Origin of the sequence: Dyadobacter sp. CY345 (genome assembly GCF_021502725.1) — a bacterium.
Lineage (GTDB): Bacteria > Bacteroidota > Bacteroidia > Cytophagales > Spirosomataceae > Dyadobacter.
Map to the genome: position 1 here is coordinate 1,318,934 of NZ_JAKFFS010000001.1, position 21,811 is coordinate 1,340,744.

A 21,811-nucleotide genomic window follows, 5' to 3' on the forward strand; every position below is an offset into this window, starting at 1 on the left:
TTCGACAGAATTTTTGTATTCGAGAGTTACTATTTAATCGCCGTTGACCGTCAATGTTTTGCATGGCATAAAGTGCCTCTGTTATTGAAAAAACAAAAGCTTTAAAGTGATGTATATTTCTAGTTTTTCATAGTATTGTCCATCATTTTGCATATAGCGTCCATTTGCTATCACCTTTTTAACGCAGAAATTTGTGGAAAAATAAATTGTACATTATTAATTTATTTTTCCACTTTAAATAGTTGATGTCGTCCAGTTCTAAATTTTAACCTATTTGTTATGAAACAATTAATACTTCTACCTAGAAGATTGATTTTAATGATGCTTCTATTTTATTCGATGACGGTGAGCGCGCAAGCTAATCTCACAGGTAAAGTTACCGGAGATAATAACGAGGCACTTCCCGGTGTGAGCATTACTGTGAAGGGGACCAGCAGAGGAACTACAACGGACTCAGAAGGAAATTTTAACATCGAGGCACAGGCCGGGACGAAACTGGTTTTTAGCTTTATCGGATTTGAAACTCAGGAATTAACAACCGGCAATGCCAGTACATTGCTAGTAAAGATGGCTTCCAATTCCAAAGCACTTGAAGAACTGGTCGTGGTTGGTTATGGTCAGGTGAAAAAAAGTGATCTTACTGCGTCTGTTTCCAGTGTAAAAGGTGCGGCAATTAAAGAATTTCCAGTTACGTCTCTTGATCAGGCCTTACAGGGACGTGTTTCAGGAGTCCAGATTTCACAATCTTCTGCGGCGCCTGGTGGTGGTCTTTCGGTGAGAGTTCGTGGCCCGAATTCTATTCTTAGTGGATCTGAACCGCTTTATGTGGTAGACGGATTGCCGATTTACCCTGATAACAATGCCGTTGGAACAGGTGGTAATCGACAGCCTTCCAACGCATTAGCTATGCTTAATCCAAATGATATTGAATCGATTGAGGTGTTGAAAGATGCATCAGGAACTGCGATTTACGGTTCACGGGGTGCCAATGGGGTGGTTATGATCACCACCAAAAGAGGTAAGGATGGAAGCGGCAGATTGACATACGACGGATCATATTCATTTCAGAATATGGCCAGAAAAATTGATATGCTTCGCGCCGACGATTATATGCGGTATATCAATAAACTGGAAATCAGCCAGGGGGGAGCCGGGAGATATACCAACGACCAGATATCAGCAGCAGGAGAAGGAACAAACTGGGTTGACGCGGTAACCCGCCAGGGTAGTATTCAAAGTCACCAACTGACGTTTTCAGGTGGTAATCCAAATATGAAATATGCTTTTAGCGCCAATATGCTTGACAATCAGGGTATCATTGTCAACACAGATTTCAAACGGTATGGTTTCCGTTTTAATCTGGATAATGACTTTTTGGGAGGTAAGGCTACTTTGAGCAATAGCTGGTCATACAGCCGGCTGATTTCAAACAACGTTCCAACGGATCGGGGAGGCCCGGGAGGAATTATGATAACGTCGCTGGGTCTTGACCCTACCGTTGCAGTTTATGACCAGAACGGTGGATACAATTATCCAAGTTATGATGGAAGATTCAGTATTAATCCGGTTGCAGAGGCCAAAGAAGGATATGACCGTGACGCTACCAACCGTCTGTTTGGAACTACTGCCGTTACTTTTAATTTATTCAGCGGCCTAAAATTTAAAACCAGCATTGGTGCCGATGTCGTGAGTGCAGGCCGGACCTCATTTTTTAACAGCTTTACGCGACTGGGCCGCCAGAATGCCCGTCAGTTAGATAAGTTTAACAGGAACGTAACCAATCTTTTGAACGAAAATTTATTGTTCTATCACAAAGAACTGAATCCAAATCACATTATTGATGCCACAGCCGGTTATACATTTCAGCATGAAGTAAATCAGTACGCCTCAGCATCTACTTTTGGGTTGCCTTCAGATGATGTAAACTCAATGAATCTGCAAAATGGTTCGAAAATTCAGACACCCTATTCCGGCAGACAGGAATGGAATCTGCAATCTTTAATCGGGCGTTTTAATTATTCAGCTTATGATAAATACCTATTGACAGTAACGGTCAGACGTGATGGTTCATCAAAATTTGGCCCGAATAACAAACATGCTACATTTCCTTCGGCAGCCCTGGGCTGGAAAATTGCAAACGAAAAATTCTTTACAGATTCACGACTTAGTAATGTTTTTGACGACTTAAAACTTCGGGTGAGTTATGGTGTTACCGGTAATTCCAATATTCCACCATACCAGTCTGTTTCTGGCCTTGTTCCCTACAACTATGTTTTTGGCGGTCAGTTAACGGCAGGATATGGTGCCAATAACATTGCCAATCCGGATCTTAAATGGGAATCGACGCGGATGTTGAATGTTGGTTTAAATACCAGATTGCTCAAAAATCGTCTTGATTTGTCCATAGACTGGTACAATACCAAAACTTCTGATTTACTTTTATATGTTTCGATTGCGCAAAGTACGGGTTTTAGAACTGTTCTGTTAAATTCAGGAACACTGACCAACAAGGGGATGGATTTCGAAGCTAATTTCAAAGCCATTGATGGAGAAAGGCTGAAATGGGATATCGGCGGAAACATTTCCTATGTGCGAAACAAACTGACTGATCTTGGTGAAAGTACGCCTTATTTTTCAGGAAGTCCAAGCGGCCATTTGGGTATCGACGGAAGCTGGGTCGAGGCGGGCAATCCGATCGGTGTTTGGAGAGGGTATGAATACGCTGGTTTATTTACTTCCGATGGCGAAGCTGCAACTTATTCAGCGAGAGTGGGATATCCAAAATATACAGATGTTAACCAGGACGGAAAATATACTTCTGATGATTATAAGGTCATAGGAGACCCAAACCCCAAATTCACCTGGGGGTTAAATAGTTCGCTGAAATACCGCGGTTTTGATCTGGGCATTTTCTTCAGAGGTGTTCAGGGAAATAAGGTGAGAAATTTACAACAGGCTGAAATTGGAGATGGGGTGCAGAAAATAAATCAACTTTCTAACATCCTGACAGACTCTTACAGCGCAGAAAATCCGAATGGCAACCGGCCGATTATTGATGGACGAAGAGATTTTATTTCATTCCGTAAATCTTCATTTTTTATTCAGGACGGTTCTTTTGTAAGGTTGCAAAATGTATCGCTTGGTTATAATATTCCATTTTCCAGCAACTTTATACGTTCTGCAAGATTATCCGTAAGCGGCCAGAATTTATTACTGATTACCAAATACAAAGGTTTTGATCCGGAGGTAAATAACAGTGGACAAAGTAATTTGAATCGTGGTGATGATTACGATGCTTATCCCCGCGCACGTACGGTCACAGTAGGTGTTAATCTGGGATTCTAGTGGAAGGTTGAGTATAGTTTAAAGGCATTAAATTTTTTTAACAAATGAAAAATAAATTTATACAACAGGCCAGGCTCGCAGTAGCGGTAGGTATGCTGATCACAGCTGGCTGTTCCGATCTGAAAGAAAAACCTGATTTCATAAATCCGGATAGTTTCTATAAATCAGCAACCGAGCTCGAACTGGGTGTGAATGCTGTTTATGACGACCTTGGTATGGGAAACGGCGATTGGTCTAATCACTTTTACAACCGTTATGTTTTTGAATGTCTGGTAGGTTACCAGGTAGGGTGGGAGAAGGGGCCATTGCAATTCAATCTTGGAAATGTCAGTGCGTCAGATGACTACATCAATGCATATTGGCAGCAATGTTACCGTTCTATTGACCGCGCCAATAAACTTATTGAAGTGGCCGATGCAATGAATGACGTTGCGAATGCTGATAAAGTAAAAAGAGTCAAAGCGGAAGCTGAATTTCTAAGAGGATTTTATTTTTACGAACTTCTGAGATACTTCGACAATCCGCCGATTAAAATAACTTCAACCAAAAGTTACAGCGATTTACCTGACAATGCAGGTGGTAAACGTAAAGTGATTGATCAGATCTATGCAGACGCAACGGCTGCTGCCTCGGTTTTGCCGGCAAGTTATACCGGAACAGATGCAGGACGGGCTACTAAATGGGCCGCAAAAACACTTCTGATGAAAGCGCAGTTATGGGACGAAAAATGGGTTGAAGCAAAAGCCACGGCCGAAGACATCATCGCAAACAGTGGTATGACTTTATTTCCTGATTTTGTAAATAATTTCGATGTTGATCATGAAAATCAGGGAGAAAGAATCTTCGAAGCCCAGATTTCGGCAAAAGCGAATTCAGCGGAATATAATAATCATTCGGCGCATTTTAATCCGGAGGATTTTCCAAGTGATCTGGGAGGCGCTGGGTGGAGCTGGCTGAGCGCAACGAAAGATTTCAGAATGTCTTACCAGGAAAATGACAAACGTATCGGTGGAACATTCGTTGAATCTTACCAAACCGGCAGAACTGCTAAAACCTCGGATGGGAAATTTCCAACGGTTAAATGGTCAGCGAAAGCGGATTATAACCTATCCAGATTTGGTGGCCTGGTAGACCCCAACGCAAATCCAAATAAACCAGATGACTTGATTTTTAGCAAGGCATGGTCTTCTAAACTGGTTGAGCTGGATAAAAATAATACGACAACGGAGAAAAATACGGTCTATATGCGTTACGCCGAGGTACTTCTGGGACATTCAGAAGCTTGCAACGAAAGTGGTCAGGGTGATCCGTACGATGGGATTAATAAAGTCAGGGCAAGAGCCGGACTGACTCCATTGGCTGGGTTGTCAAAGGCTGGATTGCAGAGCGCCATTATGAATGAGATCATGCATGAATTTGCTTTTGAACAAGTGACATATCCGGAGCTGCGTAGAAAAAGTAAATTTGGCGGAACGCCGGATTATCTGGGAGATTATATCAAACACTATTCTTCTACGTATAATGTGGGTCGTGCACCAAAAGCGCGGGATTATGTACTTCCTATTCCTTTGATCGAGCTTCAGGGAAATCCAAATGTGGTACAGAATCCGGAGTGGAAATAAATGTCTGATAAATAATAAACGCGGAGGGTCGTCAAGGCTCTCCGTTTTTGTGTTGAAATTAATAGTATTTTAAAAAATGAAAACAAGGTTCATCGTTTGTCTGTTATGGGTTCTGGCCGTTTCTTGTAAACAGAAATCAGATACACTTTTTACAGCGCTCCCCTCGTCTCAAACGGGCGTGAAGTTTGTAAATACTGTAAAAGAGAACGAAGATTTCAATCTGATCGATTACTACTATGTCTATAATGGAGGCGGCGTATCGGTAGGCGATATAAATAATGACGGATTGCCGGATCTTTATTTCAGCGGAAATCAGGTAGCAGATAAATTATATCTGAATAAGGGGAAATCTGAAAGCGGCCTTCATTTTGAAGATATTACAAAAACTGCCGGAATTAAAACGGGTGGATGGAGTACTGGCGTAACCATGGCAGATGTCAATGGGGATGGGCTTATGGATATTTATGTCTGTAAATCAGGAAATTATCCTGCCGAGAAAAGAAAGAATCAGTTTTATCTCAACAAAGGAAATATGCAGTTCGAAGATTGTGCGGAGAAATTCGGAATAGCCGATACCACATTCACAAATCAAGCTGCATTTTTCGATTATGATAAAGACGGTGACCTGGATCTTTTCCTGATCACTAGTACAAACCTGATCAGAAACCCCAACAAACTGGTTGCACCTGTGAGTGACGGAAAAGGCCTTTCACCAGACAAACTTTACCGCAATGACGGCGTTAAATTTACGGATGTCTCAATCCAGGCAGGAATTGTCGATGACGGAATGAGCCTCGGTTTATCCATTACCGATTTCAATGGTGATGGCTGGGAAGATATCCTGGTGGGAAATGATTTTTTATCCAACGATTTACTGTATCTAAATAATCAGGATGGCACCTTCAAAGAATCTGCGAAGGAGGCGTTCGGGCATCACAGCCAGTTTACCATGGGAACTGACGCTGCGGATTTTAATAACGATGGGAAGGTTGATCTGATGACAGTTGATATGCTTCCTGCCGACAATGCGCAACGAAAAATAATGGCGGGGCCGGCTAATTTTCAACAGTTTCAGATGGCTACGCAGTTGGGTTATCATCCGCAGTATATGCGGAATATGCTTCATTTGAATGCCGGATCGGTGAAAGACGATAAGGGAAATAAGCAGGTTCATTTTTCCGAAATTGGGCAGTTTTCCGGCGTGTATAGCACGGATTGGAGCTGGTCGCCGCTTTTTGCAGATTTTGATAATGACGGGCTAAAAGATCTTTGTATCACGAACGGATACCTGCGCGACGTGACCGACCTGGATTTTGTAGCCTACAATGCCGAAATGGCGCAGGGAGGTGAGTCCGTGGAGGTCATCAATAACAGGATGAAAACGGAAGCGGTAAAAATGAAGACGCTTAAAAAAAATAATTTTATCTATCAAAACAATGGCGATCTGACTTTTACCAACCGGACAAAAGACTGGTTTGGCGAGTCGCCTTCCTTGTCGAATGGATCTGCCTATGCGGACCTGGACCAGGACGGAGATCTGGATCTGGTAGTGAACAATATAAACCAGGAGGCTTTTATTCTCGAAAATAATTCAACTGGGAAAAACTATTTGAATTTTAATCTGAAAGGGAATAAGGGAAATACGGGTGGCTTAGGTGCATATATAACCTTATACCATAACGGTGCATTCCAGAAAATCCATCATGCTGTGACCAGAGGATATCAGTCTTCAAGTGATCATCAGGTTCATTTTGGTTTGGGAAATACAAAACTTGCCGATTCAGTTCTCGTTGTCTGGCCTGACGGAAAAAGTCAAACGCTTAGAAAACTGGCGGTCAACCAGATACTGACGATTGACTATCAGAATGCAAAATTTTCCATACCTGAAAAATCGGTTTTAGCCCCGATGATGAACGACGTTTCGGCACAATCCGGAATCAACCATCTGCATCAGGAAGAACCTTATATGGATTACAGCCAGGAGCCTATGTTGCCACATCTGCTTTCAAAACAAGGACCTAAAATGACCGTTGGTGATGTTAATGGTGATGGATTACAGGACTTTTTTGTTGGTGGATCGTATCATCATCAGGGCCAACTTTACATTCAGAATACCCTTGGTAAGTTTGATCAAAAAATGATTACCGGGGTGATTGATCAAAAAGATGAAGAAGATACGGGTGTTTTGCTCGCCGATCTGGATGGTGATAAGGATCTGGATCTGTACATTGTGAGCGGCTCCAATGAGTATTTTGATGGTTCCGAATATTACCAGGACAGGGTTTATCTTAACGACGGGAAGGGGAATTTCACATTTGCGCCAAACGTATTACCTGCTATACGGCATAGTGGTTCCTGCGTCGTGGGAGCAGATTTTGATCATGATGGCGATCTTGATTTATTTCGCGGGGGCCGGCTAACACCGCTTGGATATCCCAAGGCAGGAGAAAGCTGTATTTTACGTAATGACAACGGATGGTTTACCGACGTAACCGATCAGGTGGCTCCGACTTTAAGAAATATAGGAATGGTTACGGATGCAGTCTGGGTGGATATTGACAACGATTCCTGGCCGGACCTTATGCTGACAGGCGAACTTATGCCATTAACATTGTTTCAAAATACAAAGGGAAAACTGGCAGACAGCAATGCTTTTCCTTCTTCCAATGGTTTCTGGAACTGTGTCAAAGCTGCGGATTTTGATCATGACGGCGATCTGGATTTTGTCGCTGGGAATCTTGGCTTGAATACTCGTTACCGTTTTTCAAAATCACAACCTATGTCCATTTACAGTGGCGATCTGGATAATAATGGTCGTTATGATGCCATCCCGGCCTACTTTTTGGGTGGCGTTGAATATCCGGTTCCATCAAGGGATGAGTTGGTTCGGCAGGTTCCCATGTTTAAGAAACGCTTCCAATCTTATGCTTTGTATTCCAACGTCAAAATGGACGAACTACTGACCGGAGCGCAGCGAAAATCTGTGATTGTCAGTCAGGCATTTGAGCAGCAAAGCCTGTACATCGAAAACAGAGGTTCTGGTAAATTTGTAATCAAACCATTACCACAAGCCGCTCAACTCTCAGTTATACAAGATATCTCGATTGATGATGTTGATCGGGACGGGAATCCGGATATACTTTTGGTCGGTAATGATTTTACCATAGAACCCATGGCAGGGCAGTACGATGCTTTTTATGGTTTATTGTTGAAGGGAAATGGAAAAGGAGATTTCAAATCTATACTAACGGAAGTTTCCGGATTTTTTGCAGGTGGAGATTGCAGGAGTATTAAAAAATTAACGGGCAAAAGAGACCTTTTTATTGTTTCGAGAAATAGTGGATATGTTTCAGTATTTGCCAAAAAATAGGAATGTAGTAATTGTAAGAGATTGTTATTCAGTATTTTGATCTATATTTTCAAAAGAATATATAGTTCTTGAATTAAAAAACTCACCCGGTAGAAGTAAAGTAGACGGGAAAGTTGAATGATTTGGAGAGTCAGCAAAATGCTGGGTTTCAAGACAAATCCCGGCGTATTGCGGAAAGTTTGATGCTGTCATTTTCCAATTTTCTTTACCAAAATAATTCGCGCAATACACATGAATTCCTGGTTCAGTTGTATAGGTTTTCATAGCGATTCCGCTGGCTGGGGAAAACAGCCCGGCAGCCAGTTGAAGGTCAGGTGAATTTTTTGTTTTTAACAAAAAGCTGTGATTAATTCCCAAATCCAGACGCATTTGAGCGTCGGTGCTTTGGAGTGCCTCACTTATTTGTTGAGGCTCAATAAATGAAAACGGTGTTTGCTGAACAGATTCAAAATGTCCCTTCGGAACAGACTGCTCGTTGTTGGGAAGATATTGATTGCTGAATATTTGAAGAAAATGGTTTTCTATCGTTTTATCCCGGCGGCCCGAAAGATTGAAATAGCTGTGTTGTGTAAAATTTACATGGGTCGGCAGATCAGTAACAGCCTGATAGTCAATTTTTAATTCATTTTTCTCGGTTAAAGTGTATGATACCATTATTGTTAAATTTCCCGGAAATCCTTCCTCCATATCTTGACTGACATACTGCAAGGTCAGTGAATTGGCAGTATGATTGATTGTCTCCCAAATTTTCTTATTAAATCCGTTAAATCCACCATGAAGGCATGTTTGGTCATTATTCCTCGAAAGTTGGAATCGTTTTCCTTCCAGCTCAAAACTTCCGTTTGAAATCCGGTTGGCATATCGGCCTATTACCGATCCGATATAATATTGATCAGTCAGGTAATCTTCCGGAGTCTGGTAGCCAAGAACAACATTCGTTGTTTCTCCCGTTTTGTCCGGTACTTTCAATGATTTTATAATCGCCCCGTAATCCAGAATTTCTGCAATAATTCCCTGATTATTTTTTAATGTAAAAAGCGATATTCTTTTCTGATTTTGCACCGTTCCTGATCTTTAATTTTCTACCTGTTCTGGCATTTCTCCACAGTACAAACTTAGTATGGTTTACACATGAAAAATTTGGACAAAATTTTCTTTGTGATAGACAATATTATTATTTTTTGCTTAGGTTTGCTGGAAAAGAGATTGTTATGAGTGATACTGCTATTTCCAGGAAAAGAGACGGCTTTGCTGGTCAGCAGGCCATTGTGCTTCCCAAAAGTGTAATTGAAATTTGCTCGGAAACGCCTCCTGTTAGTTCGATGTATATAACGGATATGGGATTTTATCCCAAGGCACAATTTCATTACAGACAGCGCCTTGACGGAGTACCTGAAAATATTCTCATATACTGTGTGGACGGAAAAGGATGGGCTCAAATGCCCGATAAGGGGATAGTGCCGGTTAAAACCGGTGAGTTTTTAATCATCCCGACCGGAACTCCTCACCGATATGGTGCAGACGAAACACATCCATGGAGTATTTTCTGGCTGCATATCAAAGGAGAGCAAGCAACGACAATTGCCAGGCTCATGATGGATTCCGGCAAAAGTCACATCAACGCCGTGCCTTTCGACGAGGAGCGTGTACGGCTTTTTGATGAAATGTATTATGCGCTGGAAAAAGGGTATGGGCTGGACAATCTTATTTATGTCAATATGACGCTCTGGCGATTTCTGGTGTCGTTTATTCAAAGCGATAAATTTACTTTGGCGAAGAAAACAACTGACAAGGATGCCATCAGTAAAACGATTGATTACATGCAGGAGAGTATTGACGCTTCCTTAAAACTGGATGACTTTGCAGCTTATGTCAACATCTCGCCTTCGCATTATTCCGCTCTCTTTAAAAAGAAAACTGGTTATGCACCCATTGAATATTTCAACCATCTGAAAATACAGAAAGCTTGTCAATATCTTCAATTTACAGATCTTCGTATTGGTGAAATTGCGCAAAAGGTGGGTATCAGCGATCAATATTATTTTTCCAGATTATTCCGCAATATCATGGAATGCCCGCCTGTGGACTACCGAAAAAAGAGATTATTTGTTGAGGATAACCCTCCGGAACATTTCTGAATTTTAGGATTTTTCTTTCGCCAGACCTTTTGACGAAAGTCTGATTGTCTTACCCCGCCGATATGAGCGAACCTTATACGAAAAATATAAGAATACCGTAGTATAGTTCATCATTTTGATAAGTTAGTCCATTCTATAAAACAAATCAAAAAATCACTTTTGCATAGGGATATGCTGAAAGTTTCAGCCAACTAATTTTTTCCCGAAATTCACTTTTATCAGTAAATCAACTCGGCCAATGCCAATCTTGACGATTATGCCGTCATTTTTGGTATGAAAGCTAAATGACTTTTCTGATCTACAAGATTTTGAGGTATTTAACGATTTCTATTTCTAGATATTAAGTAAGCTGTTGAGAGGTTCATACTTGATTGAACCAGTAATAATTTATCAGGAATGGCAATGCAATTAAATTTATAATGAATGATCACGACGGGACTCAAATCAGAAACGATACAGTATAATGGCAATTACATTTTTGGAATATCGCTGATTTCGGCGTTGGGAGGATACCTTTTTGGGTTTGACTTTGCAGTAATTTCCGGAGCACTTCCATTTTTAAGAAACGAGTTCCAGCTCGATGTCTGGTGGGAAGGTTTTCTGACTGGTTCGCTTGCTTTGGGATGTATGGTTGGCTGTATGTTTGCCGGTAAGCTGGCCGATTCTTATGGTCGGAAGCCAGGGCTTATCGTCGCCGCTGTGATTTTTGCATTATCTTCCATTGGTATGGCATTCTCAGGTAATCTGGCAGTTTTCGTTATGATGCGGTTTGCAGCCGGAATCGGTGTTGGTATGGCTTCGATGCTAAGCCCGATGTATATTGCAGAAGTTTCTCCGGCAGAAATGCGGGGGAGAAATGTTTCCATTAATCAATTAACGATCGTATTTGGTATTCTGATTACGAACATGGTCAATTACCTGCTCGCCGATCAGGGGCCCGATGCCTGGCGCTGGATGTTTGGTTTAGGTGCTGTTCCGGCTGTATTGTTTCTGATCGGTGTTTTATGGCTTCCTGAAAGCCCACGCTGGCTTATCAAAGATGGTCAGGTTGATAAAGCGCAAAAAGTATTGTCTAAAATCGGTAACGAACACTTTGTGAAAATTACGCAGGAGGCCATCGGAAAGACTTTATTAGCTGCACCAAAGGCTTCATTTTCAGAAGTTTTTCAAAAAGCGGTACGTCCAGCGTTGTTAGTGGGGATTACTCTGGCGGTGTTTCAGCAGCTTTGCGGAATCAATGTGGTTTTTAATTATACGTCCACCATTTTTGAATCCATCGGTGCCGACCTTGATCGCCAGCTTTTGGAAACAGTAGCAATTGGCGCAGTAAACCTGGTTTTCACCCTCGTTGCGATGTGGCAGGTTGACAAACTGGGCAGGAGACCCCTGATGCTCATAGGTTCGCTGGGACTTGCGGTCACTTACATTGCGCTGGCCTATGTGCTTCAAAACGGTGCACCAGCTCTTGTTGTTTCGATGCTTGTTTTGTGCGCAATAGCCTTGTATGCAACTTCTCTGGCGCCTGTCACCTGGGTTTTGATCACAGAAATTTTTCCTAATCATATCAGGGGTATGGGCATTTCCACCGCTACGGTATCGCTTTGGGGAGCCTATTTTATTCTGGTTTTTACTTTTCCTGTTCTGGCAAAAACACTTGGGACTTACGGGCCATTTTACCTCTATGCGGCCATTTGTTTTCTGGGATTTGTTTTTATCAGAACCAGCGTGACCGAGACCAAAGGACAAACATTAGAAAATCTGGAAGAGAGTTATTTCAAACATTAATTATAACACAGACATGGATCACGTTGAGATCTGGGAGTCAAAAGTTACCATTCCTACTTATGAAGTAGGTGAGAAGGAAAGAAATCCCATGTTTTTTGAAAAAAGGGTATATCAGGGAAGCAGCGGCGTAGTTTATCCCAATCCAGTTATTGAGAAAATATTCGACACCAGGCTTGATAAGGAATATACAGGACTTTTTCTTGAAAACAAATATTTGAAAATCATGATCCTGGCGGAAATTGGCGGCAGGGTGCAATTGGCATATGACAAGCTCAAACAAAGACATTTTGTCTATTACAATCAGGTAATTAAGCCAGCCCTGGTAGGTCTTACGGGACCGTGGATATCGGGTGGTATCGAATTCAACTGGCCTCAGCACCATCGCCCCTCCACTTTTGAAAATGTTGATTACAGAATCGAAGAAAATACAGATGGCAGCAAAACGGTTTGGGTCAACGAAATCGAAAAGATGTTCCGAACCAAAGGTATGGCCGGTTTTACACTTTATCCTAACAAAGCTTATCTTGAAATAAAAGCGCAGCTATATAACCGAAGTACCTTGCCCCAAACATTTTTGTGGTGGGCAAATCCTGCCGTAAAGGTTAACGACGATTATCAGTCTGTCTTTCCTTCGGATGTTAACGCTGTTTTCGATCATGGAAAAAGGGATGTCTCCACTTTCCCTATCGCGACCGGCACTTATTATAAGACAGATTATTCTCCCGGGACGGACATATCGCGCTACAAAAATATTCCTGTACCCACATCCTACATGGCCATCAATTCAAATTATGATTTTGTAGGAGGATACGAGCACGATTCGAAAGGAGGATTATTACATGTCGCTAATCATCATGTATCACCGGGAAAAAAGCAATGGACCTGGGGCCATGGCGATTTCGGCCAGGCCTGGGATCGTAATCTTACAGACGAAGACGGCCCCTATATTGAATTAATGACTGGCGTATTCACAGACAATCAGCCTGATTTTACCTGGCTGATGCCAAATGAAGAAAAATCGTTTACGCAGTATTTTCTTCCTTATCATGATTTGGGTGTTGTCAAAAATGCGACAAAGGATATTTTGATCAATCTGGAAGTTGAGTCCGGATCGGCAAAAATACAGGTTCTGGTTACTTCGGTTCAGCTTAATACAAGAATCACGCTGGCGCAGGGCGAGGAGCAGTTTGTGGATACCTCAGCTGACATTTTCCCTGAGAAAATTTTTGAAACTACGTTTGTTTTGCCTGTTTATGCAGAACCGGATAAACTGGTTTTGATTATTTCTGATAGTAATGGAAAGGAATTGTTACGCTTTGAGCCTTCTGCCAATCAGATTAACGAAATCCCGAGCCCTGCTCTGGCACCCGGTCTTCCGCAGGAAATCGAAAACAACGAACAGCTTTTTCTGATCGGACAGCATCTGGAGCAATACCGGCATGCCACGTATAGTCCCGTTCCATATTACGAAGAAGCACTTCGCCGTGATCCAAAAGATATCCGAAATAACAATGCACTTGGTGCCTGGTATTTGCGGAGAGGTCAGTTTTTGAAAAGCGAGTTTTATTTCAAAGCTGCAATCGAGAGAGCAACGAGCCGGAACCCGAATCCTTATGATGGTGAGCCTTACTACAACCTGGGATTGAGTCAGTTGTTTCTGGAAAAAACAGATGAGGCTTATAAATCATTTTACAAAGCTGCTTGGTCTGCGGCCTGGCAGGATGCGGCATATCTTTCGCTTGCACAAATTGATTTGAAAAGAGGAGATTACAACTCAGCGCTTGAACATATCAATTTTTCTCTGGACCGCAATGCCCGCAGCAGCAAAGCGTATGTAGTGAAATCTGCCGGTTTGAGAAAACTGGGACGTTATCCGGAAGCGATAGAAGTTTGTAAGGAAGCAATACGCCGGGATAGTTTCAATCTGGCTGCGAGGTTTGAGTTGGTTAAAATAGGCCAAATGATGAAAGCCGGTGAAGCAGATTTAGCTGCAATACAAACCTTAGCAAGAAATGATGATAACAGTTATCTGGAATATGCACTGGATTTTAAGTGGGCCGGACTGTACGAAGAAGCATCCGAGTTTTTAATGTTTGCAGAAAAAGCCGGTTCTACCAATCCCATGATTTATTACCACCTGGCTGACGTCAGCAGAAGTTTGGGGGATGAAACATTGGCAACACGATATCTTCAGAAGGCGGCAGCCCAGAAGCCTGATTACTGCTTTCCAAATAAACTGGAAGACGTAAAGGTTTTGTATGCGGCAATGGAATTTAACGCGTCGGACAGCTATGCGCCGTATTATCTGGGAAATCTTTTTTATGACAAGCGGCAATACAATGAAGCGATAGATTTGTGGAAAAGCTCGGCCTCAATTAACGCAAATTTCCCGACCGTCCTTCGAAACCTGGGTATCGCAGTTTTTAACAAAGAAAACAAGGCAGAATTGGCACTCGATTATTATGAAAGGGCATTTGCGCTCAATGAATCAGATGCTCGTATACTTATGGAACTCGATCAGTTGTATCTGCGCCTGAACAGACCCGTAGCGGAACGGCTCGCATTTTTGAATCATCACAAACAAACCGTAGAGAAAAGAGATGATTTGTATCTCCAACTGGCTGCGTTATACAACCTGAACGGAGAGCCCGAAAAGGCACTGGAGTTGATTGAAAACCGTCAGTTTCATCCCTGGGAAGGAGGGGAGGGCAAGGTTTCGGGACAATACCAGTTTGCTCTGGCAGGAATGGCCTTGGAAAGTCTGGCCAATGAAAATTATCAGGAAGCAACGGCGCAATTGAAAAAATCGCTGACGTTACCGTATAATCTTGGAGAAGGAAAACTACCGGATGCACCTGAAAATGATATACTTTATTGGCTGGGGTGTGCCAGTGAAGGTTTGAATGAAAGTGATCAGGCAGCTGACTATTTTGAAAAAGCTACAAAAGGAAATAGTGAGCCCTCCGCGGCAATTTTCTACAATGATCAGCAACCTGATAAAATATTCTATCAGGGGCTTGCCTGGAAAAAATTGGGAGGAAACGAAAAGGCAAATGAGATTTTTGAGAAGCTCATTTCGTATGGAGAATCACATCAAAACGATCAGGTTACGCTGGATTATTTTGCGGTATCCCTTCCTGATCTTTTAATATTCGACTCCGATCTCGGTTTGCTTAATAAAATTCACTGTATCTACATTACAGCTCTTGGCCATCAGGGAATGGAAAATTATCAATTGGCAGAAGTCCTGTTTAAGAAAGTACTCGAAGAAGATCGTTCCCATCAGGGAGCTATTCTGCACCTTGAACTGATTAAGAAGTCTTATTCGAAGATATAATTTTATTGCTCTGCTAATTACGGATGGAGTTTTTTGAATGCCGAATTGTTCTTTGGCATTCAAAAAACTCCATAAAATCAGGATATAGATTCGATCCGTTTAATGGTAATAGTCATATTGAAGTCAGGAGATAGTTTTCAGTTCAAAAATCGGAATCCAAGCGACAGGCCAATCTGATAGGGCTGAACTTGAAATTTTGTATCCGGGTTTATCATTTTTGTGAAACTGTACTCCACGTATGGCCCTATATTAAGTTTAGAATTTTTACTGATTAAGATTTCTTTGCCGATCGCTACATTTCCCCATAATACATTTGTTTTCGTTGAAAGTTCCCTTGAAAACTCCAGACCTACGTCTCCAAAATAATTTTGAAAAATAGAGCTATTTGTTATCACCCCATGCCGTTTCAAGCCAAGGCCGACAAATTTTAGCTTATTATTTTGTTGGTGTTGAATACCTTTTGTTACCAAATAATATTCCTCGTCAGTCTTTTGAAGTTCAAATTTGTCAGATTTGATTTCATACCGAAATGACTGATTCAATTGGCCATAGCTAAAAAGTAATTGAAATGCTCCTTGTGTAATACCACCTGAAAATTTGTAACTCAACTGGTCAGGATAAATTTCTGATGGGACGCTTACATTCTGATAAACCACGCCTGGCGAGGCTTTGACAGTTAAAATCTGAATGGTGTTCAGCGCAACAGTGTTGAAAACGAAGCCAAACTTCTTCTTGGTCCTATCTGAAATTTTATTCTCCTCTTCTCCGGCTGTTGCGGGTAATTCAATGCTCAGCCTTGGATCAAAACTGTACTGCTCAAAAGGCCTTTTACCGATTATATCCAAATCAAATGTTATTGGTATTACCCTGTCTTTTAAATCAGGATTATCATCTTGCTTGCCAGGATTTAATGAATTTATAGATACTTCCGGTTCTATGACATAATCCCCGATCTGTTTTTGTCCTGACTGAGGCAATACCGCAGAAATGTTTATATTGTTTTCGTAGGTTTCGTCAATTTCGATTGGTTTGGAACCTCCACTCGACATACCAGCCGAAGCTGCGCGCTTAGGCCCTTTTGTATTGATTTTTAGAGTTTTGGGATTATTTATTTGATTGTTTAGACCGATTAATTTATTTCCAATTGGAGCGTCCGGCACTTTATTTTGGGACACACCAGAATCATGCGTCACCTTCGGCGATTTTCTCCGGCTTTGGGAATTGCTTTCTGTGTTGATGTTAACCGAGGCTGTTTCTTTCTCCGTAAAGATGGAAAAATATAATAATGAAGAGAAAAATAAAACAGTTACCAGTCCAGCAAACACCACACTTTTCGATCCTGCGGATTGCCAATAAGAGCGGTTTGAGCTGGTCAAAATAATATCTTCCGATGATCTTTCCACTTCCGCTTCAAAGTCATCAAATTTTCGTTTCAGCGCCGCTTTAAGAGCTCTGTCAATATTGTTATCCGGGGATTTCATAGCGACTTATACCTATTTCCTGTAATTTTTTCATTAGAATATTTCGTGCCCGATGATACTGCGATCGCGCTGTCCCATCGGCTATCGATAACATCTCTGCGATCTCTGCGTGTGTAAATCCATCGATTAAATGCAGGTTTACAATCATTCTATACCCATCTGGAAGTTGAGATATAATGTTAAGTACAACCTCAATATCCAATTTGTCGATCAAAGATTCGTACTCCTCCGAGTAAAAATTTTGGTCAGCATTATCCAAATTTACGTGAAGAAGTTGTTGTCGTGTTGTTCTGTTATAATAATTGATTGCGGTATTTATCACAATTGATTTAACCCAACGGTCAATCGATTCAATTTCCCTGACCTCCGTAATTTTTTTGAAGACCTTTATAAATGCCTCCTGAAAAATATCTTCGCCCTCAGCCTGAGTTTTTGCATAACGAATACAAACACCCATCAGTTTTGTCTTGTATTTTTTATAAAACTCAGTTTGCGCACTGGCTTCAAGCTTTTGACAGCCTATAACAAGCTCGTTCAAACTTTCGTATTTTTTGCTGCGAAAAAGCTTCATCGATTAGGGGTAGTGGGGAAACGCTATCACATAAGTATCACCACTTTCACTTGCGGTTACCTACAATTGCTATATTAAGTCGGGATGTAATAACATTTCCTTCCAAATCAAAATCTAATGCGTAGCGATATCCCCTGATTCCTGTAATGCCCAATAGAAAAACATGATAGCCGGATACGCCATTCTCTGCGAACTTGTAGTTCTGGTCACTTAGTTGAAGGCCGGTATTTTTGATAAAATTTTGTATGTTTTCAGGAAGAGCAGCTAGGGTAGAAATAGCTTCAACTTTTCTGAAAGAAACAATTAATTTCTTTTGATCATCAAAAACCATATCTCCGGTTTCTCCATTTACGTGATTGGTCCAGGTAGTATATTGTTTTTTGTTATCGGCAAGAACTATCACCCTGGCGAAAACATTTGCATAATTTTTGTCTAAAAGGTAGTTGGATATTTGGTCATTAAGTTCGTAATAACTGAACTTATAATAACTTGTTACCGTAACGTCATAGTTATCTGCTGGTTGATTATAGGTTCTGAATGTTAACAAATAATCTTTTTGGTCAACTGTAAACTTGGCTGTATAATTGCGATCGCTGGCACTAGGATTCAAAATTTCTCTAAAATCGGAAAGGACTCCTTTGTTAGGTGACAGAATAGGAATTACCTCAAAAAATTTTTTAATAGAATCCGGAACAGTTTCGCTTATCAGTCTGTGGGTAGCCAGGATTTTTGACGGATTTAGCGTCACATAATACTGAACTTCTCCTTGTGAAAACCTTGCTTCCCATTCTTTATCTTTTTCAATAGTTTCTAATGAAATTTCCTTAGCGTTGGGATATGCATCCGCCAGAACTCTCGCCACAGCATCAGGAACAGGCTCTTCAATTGGCCCAGGCTGTTCGTCCTTAACTTTGCTGCAAGAAGAAATTGTGGCAGTTAAAATCAAAAATAGGTATACAATTGAATTCAGAATGATTGTTTTCATCGCTTATCTTTAAGTTTAATCATCGCTATAATCTCCGCAAAGTAATCTGGGAAATTATAACTTTGAGCTTAAACTTATGACACCAATAATTCGCCGAACCGTTGCATTTGTGGTGAAAATAAACAAAAGTTTATTCTGGCTATGAAGAAAAATTACGCGTGTGAAATGTGGATTGAAAACTTCTTCAATTACCATTGCAGGCCTGATTCTTTCTCTTCATAAAAATTTATAAAAAGCTTAGGCCATTTACTTACCCGTTAAGTTAACTATTGATAGCAGTTTATCAGCAGACATGCTATCCTTAGGACTGAAAGTCGCTGAATTCATGTATTTCAGTAAGCTATGACGAAACTGCCGCGCCACGGGCCGGCCTTCCAGATTTGTGCTTATATCGAAACTACAAACCAGTAAACGCCCGTCTCCGACAGCGGCTTCAAATACATTAGCCAGTTGCCGGTTGTTCGCAAAATTATCAATTTGTCTGACAATTGGCGAAAGGGAACTGTCTGGTAAAATTATTGCTGTTGATTGCGTACACAAATCCCACCATTGCCAGTCAGCGTGAAAATCGGTTGGAAATTCTTTCAGGGCCGGATGTTTCGGATCGCATAACAAACCCGTTGCGCCCGCCTGTTCTGGAAAATGTACAGGGCTCCAGAACAACGGAATGAATTTCCCCGGCAGTCCATTCAATTTTTTATAATCGGGATTAAGCAATACTTTTTTCCCATTTGCCAATGCCAGAATCGCTTCCTCTGGTGACTGTGTAATAACTACATCTGAGTGCATATCCGGCAAATCTTTTGGATATACCCAAATGTGCCAGGTATTTGCGTAAGGTGTATTTTTCAAGGCTAATTTCAAGGTCAGTTTTTTAGCTGTTTTGATAGAGCCTAAATTAACTTCAATCGCACCTAGACTAATTCCATTTCCAACATCAACAGTTTTTCCAGGAAGCCGACCGGAGAATAATAGCTTGCCTGAATCATCCGATAATGTCCATTCAGGAATAATATTATGCAACGATGCGCCGCCAAAATTTGCTAACTCAGCGGTCGCGCGGAATGTTTCCTGATTTGTATATGTGGCCTTCTCAAACCGAAGTAAAGGTACCACCGGAGAGCAAAACGCCCTGAACTCGGTTGGTGAAATAATTCCTTTGCTATCCCAGAACGCGTCCAGCAGACCTATGTCTGCGGTGCCTTGTCCCGGGAAATCGTGCAGGTCAAGCAGCTGGATCCCGCTGGCTCCTTTTGTTCGCAAAATCCGCTCCATTTCCTCCTTGTAAAGAAGCGCAGCCAGTTTGCCACTTGCTTTCAGATATGCGTCAGCCAGTGGGATCATACCTTTCTTTTTCAGGTCATCACGGATCGCTATCAGATTCACCGGAGCCATTACACCGGTATACTTGCTGATTTCTGCGATGTTAGGAAAAACGGCATATTGCCCAACTTCATGCGTAACGACCGGAACTGTTAATCCTATTAATGAGCTGGCATAATCCTCGATGAATGAAGGTGATTTTTGGTTAAAAATACCCTGTCCGCGTACCCATCCAAGTTTTGTTTCCTGTGTTACAAAATAATCGTCTGCCGGTTCCGGCCATTTGCCGTGAGGTGGCTGAAAACTATAAGTCGTTGTGGTATATAGGTGGCGCGGATCAGCTTTTTTGAGCTTGGTAACCAGATTGTTTAAAAAGTCGAAATTACCTTCCAGCTCATTTCCCATTGACCAAAAGCAGAAAGATGGATGATTTCCATACTCTTCACCGATGCGCGTGGCCTCGTCAGATATAAATTTATCGGCCTTTGGATCTTCTCCCACCTGCAAACTCCACATGGGCAATTCCACCTGTAGATAAAATCCGAGGGAATCAGCTACATCAAATGCTGCTTTTGGCGGACACCAGGAATGGAAGCGAAGATGGTTTAGACCGTAAAGTTTTGCAGTATTAAAAACCTTCAACCATCCTGATTTATCCGTTGGCGGATGGCCGGTCAGTGGGAAAATTGCACTTTCCAGCGTGCCGCGCAAAAATATCCGGCGTCCGTTGACATGCAAAACACTATTTTCATTCGATAACTGTCTTACGCCAAAAGTTGTTTGATAGCTACTTATCTTCTCATTATCATAAATGAACGAAGCGTCCAGTTGATAAACCGATGGCGAAAATTCATCCCAGTTTTGAAAATTTGTTTGTAGATCATATTTGACTTCATATACAAAAACACCGGTATCAACCTGAACGATCTGCTCGTTTACGGGCAAGTTCTTTCCATTTAATTTTGCAGCCAGGTTTAATTTTCCTTTGATTGCATGGCCGGTCTTGTTCTGAAATTTAATCCTTGCAGTCACCAACTTGTCTTTACTATTGGGAAATGTCTGGATATGTTGAATGTTCACGGGCGTTTTCACGGCTAAGTCAATTTTCCCGATAACCCCATTCCAGATTGTTTGTGTGCCATCTGTATACGCATGTGCAAGATTTTGGTAACTGATATCATATTGCCGGGTATTGTTGATCCGCATCAAAATGGTATGGCTGCCGGGGGTGAGCATATCCGTCAGGTTATAGCGGTGTGGTGTTGTGAGGCTTTCCTGCTGGGCATGAGCTTCTTTCCCGTCAATAAATATTCGGCTTTGCCACAGGACGCGTTCCAGGTATAGTTCAATTTCCTGACCTTCCCATGCAGTAGGAATTTCGATTGTGCGCTTGTACCACGCAGTTCCAACAAACCGGTGGCGTCTGGCAAGCTGGTAAAGTGATTCCCTGGTAAGTGAAGGTTTAAATTTAATTGTATCACCCATAGAAGCTTCATCCGTTGTTCCCGGTAAATTAATTTTACCGGAAAACTTACGCTTCAAAAAACGATGCGATCCGGCATCGTCGCTATCAAAAGCGACCTCCCATTCACCGGCAAGTGAAATGCTTTTTTGACCATAGGATAATAATGGAAGAAGAAAAATAAATAGCAGAATTCTAAAAGTTTGCAGCATAGTAAATTAGTATAAACAGCAAAACTATTATTCAATAGGGCAATTTCAAATGGCTGTTGTTCTGATATTGCTGGACAAAATCCTTGTTTTAACTTTCAGCGAGGAATATATAAAGCATTTTTCTTAGAAAAAGCCATCACAGCATAGCTTCTAACGTTACGCTCACAAATGAGTCTATTC

The 21,811-nt window shown here is 41.5% G+C and carries 11 protein-coding genes; 6 read left to right on the forward strand and 5 right to left on the reverse strand.

The genetic code is table 11. The features are described from left to right. Positions 1-279 precede the first annotated feature (279 nt). The 3 genes from L0657_RS05515 to L0657_RS05525 all read left to right on the forward strand — a co-directional run bounded on the left by L0657_RS05515 (position 280) and on the right by L0657_RS05525 (position 8,337). On the forward strand, positions 280-3,345 hold the full coding sequence (locus L0657_RS05515) for a TonB-dependent receptor (RefSeq protein WP_235149415.1): 3,066 nt from the start codon (positions 280-282) through the stop codon (positions 3,343-3,345). 44 nt (positions 3,346-3,389) lie between these two features. After that, positions 3,390-4,967, forward strand: a complete 1,578-nt coding sequence (locus L0657_RS05520; RefSeq protein ID WP_235149416.1) for a RagB/SusD family nutrient uptake outer membrane protein — start codon at positions 3,390-3,392, stop codon at positions 4,965-4,967. A 76-nt stretch (positions 4,968-5,043) separates the two neighbouring features. After that, the gene (locus tag L0657_RS05525) at positions 5,044-8,337 is read left to right on the forward strand and encodes a VCBS repeat-containing protein (RefSeq protein WP_235149417.1); all 3,294 of its coding nucleotides are present in this window, start codon (positions 5,044-5,046) and stop codon (positions 8,335-8,337) included. A 24-nt stretch (positions 8,338-8,361) separates the two neighbouring features. Here the strand turns inward: L0657_RS05525 and L0657_RS05530 are convergent, their stop codons facing one another. Continuing rightward, on the reverse strand, positions 8,362-9,399 hold the full coding sequence (locus tag L0657_RS05530; RefSeq protein ID WP_235149418.1) for an aldose epimerase family protein: 1,038 nt from the start codon (positions 9,397-9,399) through the stop codon (positions 8,362-8,364). 149 nt (positions 9,400-9,548) lie between these two features. Between L0657_RS05530 and L0657_RS05535 the strand changes: the two genes are divergently transcribed. From L0657_RS05535 to L0657_RS05545, 3 genes are all read left to right on the forward strand, one after another. Further along, a complete protein-coding gene (locus tag L0657_RS05535; RefSeq protein ID WP_235149419.1) occupies positions 9,549-10,475 on the forward strand; it encodes an AraC family transcriptional regulator in 927 nt (308 codons plus the stop codon). Between the two features lie 423 nt (positions 10,476-10,898). Beyond that, positions 10,899-12,260: a sugar porter family MFS transporter gene (locus L0657_RS05540; protein WP_235149420.1), complete on the forward strand. Its 1,362-nt coding sequence runs from the start codon at positions 10,899-10,901 to the stop codon at positions 12,258-12,260. Positions 12,261-12,273: 13 nt separating this feature from the next. Beyond that, positions 12,274-15,597 carry a DUF5107 domain-containing protein gene (locus L0657_RS05545; RefSeq protein ID WP_235149421.1) on the forward strand — a complete coding sequence of 1,108 codons (3,324 nt, stop codon included), beginning with the start codon at positions 12,274-12,276 and terminating at the stop codon, positions 15,595-15,597. Between the two features lie 137 nt (positions 15,598-15,734). Here the strand turns inward: L0657_RS05545 and L0657_RS05550 are convergent, their stop codons facing one another. The 4 genes from L0657_RS05550 to L0657_RS05565 form a co-directional block, all read right to left on the reverse strand. Continuing rightward, entirely contained in the window at positions 15,735-17,078 is a 1,344-nt protein-coding gene (locus L0657_RS05550) for a hypothetical protein (RefSeq protein WP_235149422.1), read from the reverse strand. Beyond that, on the reverse strand, positions 17,062-17,649 hold the full coding sequence (locus tag L0657_RS05555; RefSeq protein WP_235149423.1) for an RNA polymerase sigma factor: 588 nt from the start codon (positions 17,647-17,649) through the stop codon (positions 17,062-17,064). Before L0657_RS05555 ends, L0657_RS05550 begins: the two co-directional genes overlap by 17 nt. Positions 17,650-17,695: 46 nt before the next feature. Next, complete coding sequence (locus L0657_RS05560; protein WP_235149424.1) at positions 17,696-18,634, reverse strand: hypothetical protein; 939 nt, start codon at positions 18,632-18,634, stop codon at positions 17,696-17,698. A 246-nt stretch (positions 18,635-18,880) separates the two neighbouring features. After that, entirely contained in the window at positions 18,881-21,631 is a 2,751-nt protein-coding gene (locus tag L0657_RS05565; protein ID WP_235149425.1) for a sugar-binding domain-containing protein, read from the reverse strand. Between the last annotated feature and the right edge of the window lie 180 nt (positions 21,632-21,811).